General features: G+C 60.3%; 22 protein-coding genes. All 22 read left to right on the top strand.

Annotated elements, in window-relative coordinates; genetic code table 11:
- The coding region (gene rpsC / locus RMO40_RS15370; protein WP_309723136.1) for a 30S ribosomal protein S3 at window positions 1–663 on the top strand (663 nt) is incomplete at its 5' end.
- Window positions 664–665: 2 nt separating this feature from the next.
- Complete coding sequence (gene rplP, locus RMO40_RS15365) at window positions 666–1,082, top strand: 50S ribosomal protein L16 (protein WP_056264769.1); 417 nt, start codon at window positions 666–668, stop codon at window positions 1,080–1,082.
- Window positions 1,083–1,092: 10 nt separating this feature from the next.
- Window positions 1,093–1,293, top strand: a complete 201-nt coding sequence (rpmC, locus tag RMO40_RS15360) for a 50S ribosomal protein L29 (RefSeq protein WP_309723130.1) — start codon at window positions 1,093–1,095, stop codon at window positions 1,291–1,293.
- Window positions 1,290–1,568: a 30S ribosomal protein S17 gene (gene rpsQ, locus RMO40_RS15355; RefSeq protein ID WP_309723127.1), complete on the top strand. Its 279-nt coding sequence runs from the start codon at window positions 1,290–1,292 to the stop codon at window positions 1,566–1,568. Before rpmC ends, rpsQ begins: the two co-directional genes overlap by 4 nt.
- Before the next feature lie 89 nt (window positions 1,569–1,657).
- Window positions 1,658–2,167: a redoxin family protein gene (locus RMO40_RS15350; protein WP_309723124.1), complete on the top strand. Its 510-nt coding sequence runs from the start codon at window positions 1,658–1,660 to the stop codon at window positions 2,165–2,167.
- A gap of 258 nt (window positions 2,168–2,425) precedes the next feature.
- Window positions 2,426–2,794 (top strand): 50S ribosomal protein L14, encoded by a 369-nt coding sequence (gene rplN / locus RMO40_RS15345; protein WP_056194233.1) that lies wholly within the window; start codon window positions 2,426–2,428, stop codon window positions 2,792–2,794.
- A 23-nt stretch (window positions 2,795–2,817) separates the two neighbouring features.
- On the top strand, window positions 2,818–3,132 hold the full coding sequence (rplX, locus tag RMO40_RS15340) for a 50S ribosomal protein L24 (protein ID WP_309723116.1): 315 nt from the start codon (window positions 2,818–2,820) through the stop codon (window positions 3,130–3,132).
- Between the two features lie 10 nt (window positions 3,133–3,142).
- Window positions 3,143–3,682 carry a 50S ribosomal protein L5 gene (gene rplE / locus RMO40_RS15335; protein ID WP_309723113.1) on the top strand — a complete coding sequence of 180 codons (540 nt, stop codon included), beginning with the start codon at window positions 3,143–3,145 and terminating at the stop codon, window positions 3,680–3,682.
- 8 nt (window positions 3,683–3,690) lie between these two features.
- The gene (rpsN, locus tag RMO40_RS15330) at window positions 3,691–3,996 is read left to right on the top strand and encodes a 30S ribosomal protein S14 (protein ID WP_309723109.1); all 306 of its coding nucleotides are present in this window, start codon (window positions 3,691–3,693) and stop codon (window positions 3,994–3,996) included.
- Window positions 3,997–4,019: 23 nt separating this feature from the next.
- Complete coding sequence (gene rpsH, locus RMO40_RS15325) at window positions 4,020–4,415, top strand: 30S ribosomal protein S8 (RefSeq protein ID WP_056264788.1); 396 nt, start codon at window positions 4,020–4,022, stop codon at window positions 4,413–4,415.
- A 17-nt stretch (window positions 4,416–4,432) separates the two neighbouring features.
- Window positions 4,433–4,966 (top strand): 50S ribosomal protein L6, encoded by a 534-nt coding sequence (gene rplF, locus RMO40_RS15320; RefSeq protein WP_309723104.1) that lies wholly within the window; start codon window positions 4,433–4,435, stop codon window positions 4,964–4,966.
- A gap of 11 nt (window positions 4,967–4,977) precedes the next feature.
- Window positions 4,978–5,337: a 50S ribosomal protein L18 gene (rplR, locus tag RMO40_RS15315; RefSeq protein ID WP_309723101.1), complete on the top strand. Its 360-nt coding sequence runs from the start codon at window positions 4,978–4,980 to the stop codon at window positions 5,335–5,337.
- 18 nt (window positions 5,338–5,355) lie between these two features.
- Complete coding sequence (rpsE, locus tag RMO40_RS15310) at window positions 5,356–5,877, top strand: 30S ribosomal protein S5 (protein ID WP_309723098.1); 522 nt, start codon at window positions 5,356–5,358, stop codon at window positions 5,875–5,877.
- Between the two features lie 20 nt (window positions 5,878–5,897).
- Window positions 5,898–6,080: a 50S ribosomal protein L30 gene (gene rpmD / locus RMO40_RS15305; RefSeq protein ID WP_056194210.1), complete on the top strand. Its 183-nt coding sequence runs from the start codon at window positions 5,898–5,900 to the stop codon at window positions 6,078–6,080.
- Window positions 6,081–6,104: 24 nt separating this feature from the next.
- Window positions 6,105–6,536 carry a 50S ribosomal protein L15 gene (rplO, locus tag RMO40_RS15300; protein ID WP_309723092.1) on the top strand — a complete coding sequence of 144 codons (432 nt, stop codon included), beginning with the start codon at window positions 6,105–6,107 and terminating at the stop codon, window positions 6,534–6,536.
- A 23-nt stretch (window positions 6,537–6,559) separates the two neighbouring features.
- Window positions 6,560–7,870, top strand: a complete 1,311-nt coding sequence (secY, locus tag RMO40_RS15295) for a preprotein translocase subunit SecY (protein ID WP_309723088.1) — start codon at window positions 6,560–6,562, stop codon at window positions 7,868–7,870.
- 84 nt (window positions 7,871–7,954) lie between these two features.
- Window positions 7,955–8,149, top strand: a complete 195-nt coding sequence (gene infA, locus RMO40_RS15290) for a translation initiation factor IF-1 (RefSeq protein WP_309723085.1) — start codon at window positions 7,955–7,957, stop codon at window positions 8,147–8,149.
- Window positions 8,150–8,208: 59 nt separating this feature from the next.
- Window positions 8,209–8,322, top strand: coding sequence for a 50S ribosomal protein L36 (rpmJ, locus tag RMO40_RS15285; protein ID WP_056194202.1), 114 nt, complete (start codon window positions 8,209–8,211; stop codon window positions 8,320–8,322).
- Between the two features lie 35 nt (window positions 8,323–8,357).
- The gene (rpsM, locus tag RMO40_RS15280) at window positions 8,358–8,723 is read left to right on the top strand and encodes a 30S ribosomal protein S13 (protein WP_309723067.1); all 366 of its coding nucleotides are present in this window, start codon (window positions 8,358–8,360) and stop codon (window positions 8,721–8,723) included.
- 26 nt (window positions 8,724–8,749) lie between these two features.
- Entirely contained in the window at window positions 8,750–9,154 is a 405-nt protein-coding gene (gene rpsK / locus RMO40_RS15275; RefSeq protein WP_077036443.1) for a 30S ribosomal protein S11, read from the top strand.
- 234 nt (window positions 9,155–9,388) lie between these two features.
- Window positions 9,389–10,012 (top strand): 30S ribosomal protein S4, encoded by a 624-nt coding sequence (rpsD, locus tag RMO40_RS15270; protein ID WP_309723061.1) that lies wholly within the window; start codon window positions 9,389–9,391, stop codon window positions 10,010–10,012.
- A 148-nt stretch (window positions 10,013–10,160) separates the two neighbouring features.
- Window positions 10,161–11,150 (top strand): DNA-directed RNA polymerase subunit alpha, encoded by a 990-nt coding sequence (locus tag RMO40_RS15265; protein WP_309723058.1) that lies wholly within the window; start codon window positions 10,161–10,163, stop codon window positions 11,148–11,150.
- Window positions 11,151–11,156 lie beyond the last annotated feature (6 nt).

The raw sequence follows: 11,156 nt of genomic DNA, 5'->3' as shown, positions 1-11,156 counted from the left end.
ATCTACTCGGCACGTCCGGGCGTCGTGATCGGCAAGAAGGGCGAGGACATCGAAGCGTTGAAGGCTGAGCTGACCAAGCGTCTGGGCGTGCCCGTCGCGGTCAACATCGAAGAAGTGCGCAAGCCTGAAGTCGATGCTCAGCTGATCGCCGACTCGATCACCCAGCAGCTCGAAAAGCGCATCATGTTCCGCCGTGCGATGAAGCGCGCGATGCAGAACGCGATGCGTCTGGGTGCCCAGGGCATCAAGATCATGAGCGCTGGTCGCTTGAACGGCATCGAAATCGCTCGTACCGAGTGGTATCGCGAAGGTCGTGTGCCTCTGCACACCCTGAAGGCCGACATCGACTATGGCTTCTCTGAGGCCAAGACGACTTACGGCATCATCGGCGTCAAGGTCTGGGTCTACCGCGGTGACCGTCTTGCCAATGGCGAGGCTCCGGTCATCAACACCCCCGCAGGCGCCGAAGACGATCGCCGCCCGCGCCGTAATGCCCGTCCGGGTGCTCCTGGTGGCCGCGGCCGTCCGGGTAGCGACCGTGGCCCGCGTGACGGAGCAGATCAGCCCGCTGCCGCAGCCCCCACGGGTGACGCAGCCAAGCCCGCCGCCAAGCGCGTGGTCCGCAAGGTCCCCGCGGCTGGTGGTGAGGCCAAAGGAGAATAAACATGCTGCAACCCGCTCGTCGTAAATACCGCAAAGAGCAAAAGGGCCGCAACACGGGTGTTGCAACCCGAGGTGCCGCGGTGTCTTTCGGTGATTTCGGCCTCAAGGCCACCGAGCGCGGCCGTCTGACGGCCCGCCAGATCGAAGCGGCTCGCCGCGCGATTTCGCGTCACATCAAGCGCGGTGGTCGAATCTTCATCCGCGTGTTCCCGGATAAGCCCATCTCGCAAAAGCCCGCCGAAGTTCGGATGGGCAACGGCAAGGGCAACCCCGAGTACTACGTGGCTGAAATCCAGCCCGGTAAGGTGATCTACGAGGTCAATGGCGTGCCAGAAACTCTGGCCCGCGAGGCGTTCACGCTGGCTGCTGCCAAGCTGCCGCTGCGTTGCACCTTCGTGGCCCGCCAGGTTGGTACATGAGGAAGACACGATGAAAGTAACTGAACTCCGCGCCAAGGACGTCGCTGCCCTCGAAAAGGAAGTGACTGCCCTGCTCAAGGCCCACTTCGGCCTGCGCATGCAAAAGGCCACCCAGCAGCTGACCAACCACAGTCAGCTGGGCAAGACCCGCCGCGACATCGCGCGTGCCAAGACCATCCTGGCGCAAAAGAAGAAGGAGGCCACGAAATGACTGAGGCCCAAGTTCAAGTGACAAAGAACACTCGCACCCTCGTCGGTCGTGTGGTCAGCGACAAGCGCGCCAAGACGGTCACCGTCTTGGTCGAGCGTCGCGCTAAGCACGAGCTCTACGGCAAGATCGTGGCCCGCTCCCGCAAGTACCACGCCCACGACGAAAAGGGCGAGTACAAGAACGGTGACGTGGTTGAGATCAGCGAAGGCCGTCCGATCTCTAAGACCAAGAGCTGGGTTGTGACCCGCTTGGTCGAGAAGTCTGAGACCGTCTAAAAACCTTCGGCTGTCGCACGACTGCCGAACGAGCCGACACGCAGGGAAACCGGCGTGTCGGCTTTTTGCTTTTATCCCCGGAGAACGACATGATCAGTATTGGCGACAAGCTTCCTGCCGGTAGCCTGCAGGAGTTCATTGAAGTGGAAGGCGCAGGCTGCACGTTGGGGCCCAATGGCTTCGATATCGAGAAGGCGACCGCTGGAAAGTTGGTGGCTATCTTCGCTCTGCCTGGCGCCTTCACGCCGACCTGTTCGGCGAAGCATGTCCCTGGATTCGTCGAGACGGCAGAGGCGCTCAAAGCAGCTGGCGTCGATGAGATTTGGTGCGTATCAGTCAACGACGCATTCGTCATGGGCGCCTGGGGCCGTGATCAGAAGACTGCCGGCAAGGTGCGCATGATGGCTGACGGTAGCGCCCAGTTTGCCCAGGCCACTGGCCTGACATTGGACCTGACGGCCAAAGGTATGGGGCTGCGCTCGCAGCGCTATTCGATGCTCGTCAAGGACGGCGTGGTGAAGACGCTCAATGTCGAAGCACCGGGCAAGTTCGAGGTCAGTGACGCGGCGACGCTTCTGAGCCAGGCAAAGAGCGTCTGAGCTGGTGTGCATGCGCGGTCCGATGAGGCTGCTCTGGAAACTTTCTGCACGAACGCGTTGACGGGGCAACTAATGCCGATGCATAATGCGCAGCTTCGCCGAACGTCAGTGCACTCTGCTCCGCAGATGCCAATGCTGGCTTCGGATCCGCCCTCAACCGTTGGGCAGCACAGCGCCAGTCGCCAAGCTGTTTGACTTACGGGCCCAAGACTGACCGACGCGCAGTTCGCTGCTACTCGGGGCAAGTTGGGGACAGACATGATCCAAATGCAATCGCGGCTTGATGTCGCGGACAACACTGGTGCGAAGTCCGTTCAGTGCATCAAGGTGCTGGGCGGCTCCAAGCGCCGCTATGCGCACATTGGCGACATCATCAAGGTCAGCATCAAAGAAGCTGCGCCGCGTGGTCGCGTGAAGAAGGGCGAGGTCTACAGCGCCGTGGTGGTCCGTACCGCCAAGGGCGTTCGTCGCCAGGACGGCTCGCTCGTCAAGTTCGACGGCAATGCCGCCGTGCTGCTCAATGCCAAGCTGGAGCCGATCGGCACCCGCATCTTCGGCCCGGTGACGCGTGAACTGCGTACCGAGCGTTTTATGAAGATCGTGTCGTTGGCTCCTGAGGTGCTTTGAGCCCCCACTGTCTGAGGTAAGCCATGAACAAGATTCGAACCGGCGACCAGGTCATTGTGCTGACCGGCCGCGACAAAGGTAAGCGCGGCACAGTGTCCGCCCGCAGTGATGTCGACCACGTGTTGGTTGACGGCATCAATGTCGTCAAGAAGCACGTCAAGCCCAATCCCATGAAGGGCACCACCGGCGGCGTTGTCGATAAGACCATGCCTATCCATCAATCCAACGTGGCGATCTTCAACGCCGCTTCCGGCAAGGCTGATCGAGTGGGCGTCAAGCTCATCGACGGCAAGCGGGTGCGGGTGTTCAAGTCGACCGGCGAAGAGATCAAGGCTTAAGAGGTCAGACATGGCTCGTCTTCAAACGCATTACCGCGAAAAAATCGTGCCCGGCCTGGTCGAGAAATTCGGCTACAAGTCGGTCATGGAGGTGCCCCGCATCACCAAGATCACGCTCAACATGGGTGTGAGTGAGGCGGTCGCCGACAAGAAGGTCATGGATCACGCCGTCGGCGACCTGACCAAGATTGCAGGCCAAAAGCCTGTGGTCACGAAGTCAAAGAAGGCCATCGCTGGTTTCAAGATCCGTGACGCTGTGCCTATCGGCGCGATGGTTACTCTGCGTGGCGTCCAGATGTACGAATTTCTTGACCGCTTCGTGACGATCGCTTTGCCACGTGTTCGCGACTTCCGGGGCATCTCCGGTCGTTCGTTCGATGGCCGCGGCAACTACAACATCGGCGTCAAGGAGCAGATCATCTTCCCCGAGATCGAATACGACAAGGTAGATGCTCTGCGTGGTCTGAACATCAGCATCACGACTTCCGCCAAGACGGACGACGAAGCCAAGGCTCTCCTGGCTGCGTTCAAGTTTCCGTTCAAGAACTGAGGTGATCTGTGGCTAAAACCTCCATCAAGCAACGTGAACTGAAGCGCGAAGCACTCGTCGCCAAGTTTGCGAAGAAGTACGCAGACCTCAAGGCCATCATCAACGACAGCAAGAAGTCGGATGAAGAGCGTTATGCCGCTCGCCTCGAACTGCAGAAACTCCCCCGCAACGCCTACCCGACCCGTCTGCGCAATCGCTGCGAATTGACCGGTCGACCACGCGGCACTTTCCGCAAATTTGGGCTGGGCCGCAACAAGATTCGTGAACTGGCCTTCAAGGGCGACATCCCCGGTGTCGTCAAGGCCAGCTGGTAATCGGCCGATAGGAGTAATCGCAAATGAGCATGAGTGATCCCATCGCCGATATGCTGACCCGCATTCGTAATGCGCAGATCGTCGAGAAAACCAGCGTCGCAATGCCGTCGTCTAAGCTGAAAGTGGCGATTGCCAAGGTCCTGAAGGACGAAGGCTACATCGACGATTTCGCTGTGCGCGGTGAAGCCGCCCGTCCCGAGTTGGAAATCGCGCTTAAGTACTACGCTGGCCGTCCGGTCATCGAGCGTATCGAGCGTGTCAGCCGGCCCGGTCTGCGCATTTACAAAGGCCGTCACGATATTCCACAGGTCCAAAACGGCCTGGGCGTGGCGATCGTCACGACCCCGCAGGGCGTCATGACGGACCGTAAGGCGCGCGCTGCCGGTATCGGCGGCGAAGTGCTCTGCTACGTCGCCTAAGCGAAGGAGTAGGAACAATGTCCCGCGTTGGAAAAATGCCGGTCACCGTCCCGCAAGGCGTGGAAGTGACCGTCGGTGCTGAGTCGATCAGCGTCAAGGGCTTGCACGGCACGCTGGTGCGTACGTCAAACAAGCTTGTCACCGTCAAGAACGAAGCCGGCAAGCTGAGCTTCATGCCCGCCAACGAGTCGGCTGAAGCCGATGCGATGAGCGGCACGATGCGAGCACTGGTGGCAAACATGGTCAATGGCGTCGGCAAGGGTTTCGAGCGCAAGCTGAATCTTGTTGGCGTGGGTTTCCGTGCCCAGGCTCAAGGCCAGAAGCTCAATCTGCAGATCGGCTTTTCTCACCCTGTGGTGAAGGACATGCCGGCCGGCATCAAGGTCGAGTGCCCGACCCAGACCGAAATCATCATCAAGGGCGCTGACCGCCAGGTTGTTGGCCAGATCGCCGCTGAGGTTCGGGCCTTCCGTCCTCCTGAGCCCTACAAGGGCAAGGGAATCCGTTATTCGGATGAGAAGGTCTCCCTCAAAGAGACCAAGAAGAAGTAAGGAGCAGCGCCATGATGACCAAGAAAGAACAACGCCTGCGTCGTTCGCGCCAGACCCGCGTTCGCATTGCGATCCAGCGCGTGGCCCGTCTGACGGTGTTCCGCTCCAACCTGCACATCTACGCCCAAGTCGTCTCCGACGACGGCGGCAAGGTGCTGGCGGCTGCGTCCACATCCGAGAAGTCGGTGCGCGAGCAACTGGCGAGCGGCGGTGGCAATGTTGCTGCTGCCACGCTGGTTGGCAAGTTGATCGCCGAGAAGGCGAAGGCTGCCGGCGTCGAAAAGGTCGCTTTCGATCGCTCGGGTTTCGCCTATCACGGCCGTGTCAAGGCTTTGGCCGAAGCAGCCCGCGAAGCCGGTCTGCAGTTCTGACGCATCAAGGAATACGAAATGGCAAAGTTTCAACCCCGCGGCGCGCAGGCTGAAGCCAACGACGACGGCCTCAAGGAAAAGATGATTGCGGTCAACCGCGTCACCAAGGTGGTCAAGGGCGGCCGTACGCTGTCCTTCGCTGCTCTGACCGTTGTCGGCGACGGTGATGGTCGCATCGGCATGGGCAAGGGCAAGGCCAAGGAAGTGCCGGTTGCGGTGCAGAAGGCCATGGAAGCGGCTCGCCGCAATATGGTCAAGGTCAACCTGAAGAATGGCACCATCCATCACAACGTGGTGGGTGAGCATGGCGCAGCGCACGTCATCATGGCCCCGGCGCCTGCCGGTACTGGTGTCATTGCCGGTGGCCCGATGCGTGCGGTTTTCGAAGTAATGGGTGTGACCGACATCGTGACCAAGAGCCACGGTTCGACCAACCCATACAACATGGTCCGTGCCACGTTGGACGCGCTGAAGCGTTCAACCACGCCGGCCTCGGTCGCAGCCAAGCGCGGCAAGACGGTTGAAGAGATCTTCAACTGATCGCCACAGCGGAGCACAAGATGTCTGACAAAAAAACCGTGACGGTCAAGCTGGTGCGTAGCCCCATCGGCTGCCGCGCCTCGCACCGTGCCACCGTGGTCGGCCTGGGTCTGCGTCGGCTGAACAGCCAAAGCACCTTGGAAGACACGCCCGCCGTGCGCGGCATGATCAACAAGATCGCCTATCTGGTGCAGGTGCTTTAAGCACAGCTGCAAGAGGACAAGACGATGGAACTCAACACGATCAAGCCCGCAGAGGGCTCCAAGCACGCCAAGCGCCGGGTCGGCCGCGGCATTGGTTCGGGCCTGGGCAAGACTGCAGGTCGCGGCCACAAGGGACAAAAGTCTCGTGCCGGCGGCTACCACAAAGTTGGCTTTGAAGGCGGCCAGATGCCGCTTCAACGTCGCCTGCCCAAGCGCGGCTTCAAGTCGCTGACGCTCAAGTACAGCGTCGAGATCAACCTGTCGGACCTGCAGGGGCTGGCTGGTGAAGAGATTGACGTGTCGACGCTGAAGGCTGTCGGCCTGGTCCCGCACTTGGCCAAGTCGGTCAAGGTCATCCTGTCTGGCGTCATCGAGCGCAAAGTCACGCTGAAGGGCGTGAACGTCACGAAGGGCGCCAAGGCGGCCATCGAGGCGGCAGGCGGCTCGGTCGCTTAACTGACATAAGGAACTGATCCAGCGTGGCTACCAACGCGAATCAGCTGGCCAAGAGCGGCAAGTTCGGCGACCTTCGTCGTCGGCTTGTGTTCTTGTTGCTGGCCCTGGTTGTCTACCGGATCGGGGCCCACATCCCGGTTCCCGGCATCGACCCGGTCCAACTTCAGCAGTTCTTCAAGGATCAGGGTGGTGGCATCCTGGGCTTGCTCAACATGTTCTCGGGTGGTGCGATGTCGCGCTTTACCGTGTTCGCGTTGGGTATCACGCCTTATATCTCGGCTTCCATCGTGTTGCAGTTGATGACCTATGTGGTCCCGACGCTTGAGCAGCTGAAGAAGGAAGGTGAGGCGGGCAGGCGCAAGATCACCCAGTACACGCGTTATGCGACGTTAGGGCTGGCACTCTTTCAGAGTTTTTCTATCGCGATCGCGCTAGAAGGGTCGGCCGGGTTGGTGCTCGACCCTGGCTTCGGCTTCCGGCTGACGGCAGTCTCGAGCCTTGTTGCTGGCACGATGTTCCTGATGTGGTTGGGTGAACAGATTACTGAGCGGGGGTTGGGTAACGGCATCTCCATCCTGATCTTTGCCGGTATTGCCTCTGGCCTGCCAAGCGCCATTGGCGGTCTGTTTGAACTTGTGCGTACAGGTGCAATGGGTTACGGGGCCGCGCTGGTGGTGATCTCGTTGGTTGTGCTGGTGACCTATTTCGTCGTCTTTGTGGAACGTGGGCAGCGAAAGATCTTGGTGAACTACGCCAAGCGCCAGGTTGGCAACAAGGTCTACGGCGGTCAGTCGTCGCACCTGCCGCTGAAGCTGAACATGTCTGGCGTCATCCCGCCGATCTTCGCGTCCTCCATCATCTTGCTGCCGACGACGGTGGTGAGTTGGTTCGCAACCGGCGATGGTCTGCGTTGGTTGAAGGATCTGGCCAATGCAGTCAGTCCAGGGCAGCCGATTTATGTGCTGCTGTATGCCTCGGCCATCGTGTTCTTCTGCTTCTTCTACACGGCGCTGGTGTTCAACAGCCGCGAGACAGCAGATAACCTGAAGAAGAGTGGCGCGTTCATTCCTGGCATTCGTCCAGGTGAACAGACCGCTAGGCACATCGACAAGATCCTGTCGCGGCTCACTCTGGCTGGCGCGATCTACATCACGCTGGTTTGTCTGTTGCCCGAGTTTTTGACTTTGAAGTACAACGTTCCGTTTTACTTCGGTGGCACTTCCCTGTTGATCATCGTCGTCGTGACGATGGACTTCTGGGCGCAGGTACAAAGTTACGTCATGAGTCAGCAGTACGAATCACTGCTGAAGAAGGCCAGCTTCAAGCCCACCTGAGGGCGGGGAGCTGATCGTTTACCAAGATTGATTCCAGCGACCACACTCATGAACGTGCGGCATGGCGAAAGATTACGTCATTAAATGCAGGGCGAGGTTCTTGAGAACCTCCCCAATGCAAGGTTCAGGGTGAAGTTGGAGAACGGGCATGTTGTGCTCGGTCACGTCTCCGCCAGGATACGGATGCATCACATCCGAAGGCTTCCTGGCGACAAAGTGACCGTCGAACTGACGCCCAAAGATTTAAGTCGTGCTCGCATCGTATTCCGGGCGAAGTGAGCTGTTTGAACCCCCGGATTGCGTGTGAGCGCAGAAGAAGTTAGGCCAAGGAGCAGACCATGAAAGTTTCGGCATCCGTGAAGCAGATGTGCCGCAATTGCAAGATCATCCGCCGCAAGGGTGTGGTGCGCGTGATCTGTACAGACCCGCGCCACAAGCAGCGCCAGGGCTAAGCCCCGAGCGCTCACGACAGGACTAGAGGACAACCATGGCACGTATTGCTGGTATCAACATTCCGCCGCAAAAGCACACTGAGATCGGTCTGACCTCGATCTACGGCATTGGCCGTACGACCGCCCAGAAGATCTGCGCGACCTGCGGTATTCCGTTCGACAAGAAGGTCAAGGACTTGAACGACTCCGATCTCGAAAAGATCCGTGATGTCGTTAACCAGATGACCATCGAAGGCGATCTGCGCCGTGAGCAGTCCATCAACATCAAGCGATTGATGGACCTCGGGTGCTACCGCGGTTTCCGTCATCGCCGTGGTCTGCCGATGCGCGGTCAACGCACCCGTACGAATGCCCGTACCCGCAAGGGTCCGCGCAAGTCGGCTGCGACCGGCAAGAAGTAAGCTGCCCGAACTGAAAGAAGGTCAATATGGCAAAGGCTCCCAACAATTCGGCGGCTCAGCGCGTTCGCAAGAAGGTCCGCAAGAACGTCGCTGACGGTATTGCGCACGTCCACGCGTCGTTCAACAACACGATCATCACTATCACCGACCGTCAGGGCGGCGCCTTGTCCTGGGCTTCCTCGGGCGGGCAAGGTTTCAAGGGTTCTCGGAAGTCGACGCCCTTCGCAGCCCAGGTGGCAGCTGAGGTCGCTGGGCGCGCTGCTCAAGAGCAGGGCATCAAGAACCTCGACGTCAGGATCAAGGGCCCCGGCCCGGGTCGCGAGTCTTCGGTTCGCGCCTTGGCGGCACTAGGCATTCGCATCAACTCGATCTCTGATGTGACGCCGGTGCCGCACAACGGCTGCCGTCCGCAGAAGCGTCGCCGCATTTGATTCCCGCGCACCTTTCGGTGACAGGGATATTGCAGATTCGAACGACAGTGCGATAATCGCGCGCTTTCCCGGAGCCGGCGGGCACGTATGTGCTGCGCCGGCTTCAGTCTTGAGTCGGCCCTTCGGGGGGCCCCTCACAAGCCCACCGTCCAAGCCCATAAAAACACCGGCTGGACTCGCGTCATTCACCTCGGAGTTCGAGGTCTGGCGTCAGATTGAATAAGGACACGCAAAGTGGCACGTTACCTCGGCCCCACGGGCAAACTTTCCCGCCGTGAAGGCACCGACCTCTATCTGAAGAGCGCCCGCCGCGCCATCAGCGACAAGGTCAAGTTCGACAGCAAGCCCGGCCAGCACGGCCGCACTTCCGGTCAGCGCACCTCAGACTTCGGTCTGCAGCTGCGCGAGAAGCAGAAGGTCAAGCGCATGTACGGCGTCCTGGAGCGTCAGTTCCGCCGCTACTTCGCTGAAGCCGAGCGTCGCAAGGGCTCGACCGGCGTGAACCTGCTGCAGCTGCTGGAATCGCGTCTGGACAACGTCGTCTATCGCATGGGCTTCGGCTCGACCCGCGCAGAAGCCCGCCAGCTGGTTTCGCACAAGGGTGTCACGGTGAACGGCGAAGTCGTCAACATCGGTTCCTACATGGTCAAGGCTGGCGACGCCGTTGCCGTGCGCGACAAGGCCAAGAAGCAGTTGCGCGTGACCGAGTCGTTCAAGCTCGCCGACTCCATCGGCCTGCCAGCCTGGGTGACGGTTGACGGCACCAAGCTCGAAGGCGTGTTCAAGAAGGCACCGGACCGCGACGAGTTCGGCGCTGAGATCAATGAATCGCTGATCGTTGAGTTGTACTCGCGTTAATGTTTTCCCCCGCCGACCACGCTCGCAAGAGCGCGGTCGGCGTTTCCTCGTCCGGGTTTCCGTCTCATCGGGGCCCTTCGATGGCTCAACCCGGCTGGTCCTCAGCCTTATCGGTGTAACGAACCGAGGGTATTGAAAGAAAGACCTCATGCAAACCAACTTGCTCAAACCCAAGTCCATCAACGTGGAGCCCCTGGGCGGTCATCGCGCCAAGGTCACCCTGGAGCCGTTCGAACGCGGCTACGGTCACACGCTGGGCAATGCCCTGCGCCGTGTGCTGCTCTCGTCGATGGTGGGTTATGCGCCGACGGAGGTGACGATCGCCGGCGTGCTGCACGAGTACTCGGCCATCGACGGCGTGCAAGAGGACGTGGTTCACATCATGTTGAACCTCAAGGGCGTCGTCTTCCGCCTGCACAACCGAGAAGAAGTGACCCTCGTCCTGCGCAAGGAAGGCGAAGGCCCCGTCACCGCGGCCGACATCCAGACCCCGCACGACGTCGAGATCATCAATCCCGAGCACGTCATTGCCCATCTGTCGCAAGGCGGCAAGCTGGACATGCAGATCAAGGTCGAAAAGGGCCGTGGCTATGTCCCCGGCACGATGCGCCGCTTCGGTGACGAGCCGACCAAGAGCATCGGCCGCATCGTCCTCGACGCCTCGTTCGCACCGGTGCGTCGCGTTAGCTACGCCGTCGAGAACGCCCGCGTCGAGCAGCGCACCGACCTGGACAAGCTGGTCATGGAAATCGAAACCAACGGCGCCATCTCGCCCGAGGAAGCGATCCGTGCGTCGGCCAAGATCCTGGTCGAGCAGCTCGCCGTGTTCGCGCAACTGCAAGGTACTGACCTGGTCGACGCCTTCGACGCGCCGGCCCAGCGTTCCAGCAGCTTCGACCCGATCCTGCTGCGCCCGGTCGACGAGCTCGAGCTCACCGTGCGTTCGGCCAACTGCCTGAAGGCCGAAAACATCTACTACATCGGCGACCTGATCCAGCGCACCGAGACCGAGCTGCTGAAGACCCCGAATCTGGGTCGGAAGTCGCTCAACGAAATCAAGGAAGTGCTGGCTTCGCGCGGCCTAACGCTGGGCGCACGCCTTGAGAACTGGCCTCCGCAGGGCCTCGACAAGCGGTAATCCGCT

This window comes from Rhizobacter sp. (genome assembly GCF_031412075.1).
Lineage (GTDB): Bacteria > Pseudomonadota > Gammaproteobacteria > Burkholderiales > Burkholderiaceae_C > Rhizobacter.
The sequence above is the reverse complement of the archived record's forward strand: the minus strand, read 5'-3'. Positions and strand labels throughout refer to the sequence as shown.

Excerpts from the sequence above, each read along its gene's own strand:
- rplP (WP_056264769.1), top strand. The coding sequence starts at position 666 with ATGCTGCAACCCGCTCGTCGTAAATACCGCAAAGAGCAAAAGGGCCGC.
- rpmC (WP_309723130.1), top strand. The coding sequence starts at position 1,093 with ATGAAAGTAACTGAACTCCGCGCCAAGGACGTCGCTGCCCTCGAAAAG.
- rpsQ (WP_309723127.1), top strand. The coding sequence starts at position 1,290 with ATGACTGAGGCCCAAGTTCAAGTGACAAAGAACACTCGCACCCTCGTC.
- RMO40_RS15350 (WP_309723124.1), top strand. The coding sequence starts at position 1,658 with ATGATCAGTATTGGCGACAAGCTTCCTGCCGGTAGCCTGCAGGAGTTC.
- rplN (WP_056194233.1), top strand. The coding sequence starts at position 2,426 with ATGATCCAAATGCAATCGCGGCTTGATGTCGCGGACAACACTGGTGCG.
- rplX (WP_309723116.1), top strand. The coding sequence starts at position 2,818 with ATGAACAAGATTCGAACCGGCGACCAGGTCATTGTGCTGACCGGCCGC.
- rplE (WP_309723113.1), top strand. The coding sequence starts at position 3,143 with ATGGCTCGTCTTCAAACGCATTACCGCGAAAAAATCGTGCCCGGCCTG.
- rpsH (WP_056264788.1), top strand. The coding sequence starts at position 4,020 with ATGAGCATGAGTGATCCCATCGCCGATATGCTGACCCGCATTCGTAAT.
- rplF (WP_309723104.1), top strand. The coding sequence starts at position 4,433 with ATGTCCCGCGTTGGAAAAATGCCGGTCACCGTCCCGCAAGGCGTGGAA.
- rplR (WP_309723101.1), top strand. The coding sequence starts at position 4,978 with ATGATGACCAAGAAAGAACAACGCCTGCGTCGTTCGCGCCAGACCCGC.
- rpsE (WP_309723098.1), top strand. The coding sequence starts at position 5,356 with ATGGCAAAGTTTCAACCCCGCGGCGCGCAGGCTGAAGCCAACGACGAC.
- rpmD (WP_056194210.1), top strand. The coding sequence starts at position 5,898 with ATGTCTGACAAAAAAACCGTGACGGTCAAGCTGGTGCGTAGCCCCATC.
- rplO (WP_309723092.1), top strand. The coding sequence starts at position 6,105 with ATGGAACTCAACACGATCAAGCCCGCAGAGGGCTCCAAGCACGCCAAG.
- infA (WP_309723085.1), top strand. The coding sequence starts at position 7,955 with ATGCAGGGCGAGGTTCTTGAGAACCTCCCCAATGCAAGGTTCAGGGTG.
- rpmJ (WP_056194202.1), top strand. The coding sequence starts at position 8,209 with ATGAAAGTTTCGGCATCCGTGAAGCAGATGTGCCGCAATTGCAAGATC.
- rpsM (WP_309723067.1), top strand. The coding sequence starts at position 8,358 with ATGGCACGTATTGCTGGTATCAACATTCCGCCGCAAAAGCACACTGAG.
- rpsK (WP_077036443.1), top strand. The coding sequence starts at position 8,750 with ATGGCAAAGGCTCCCAACAATTCGGCGGCTCAGCGCGTTCGCAAGAAG.
- RMO40_RS15265 (WP_309723058.1), top strand. The coding sequence starts at position 10,161 with ATGCAAACCAACTTGCTCAAACCCAAGTCCATCAACGTGGAGCCCCTG.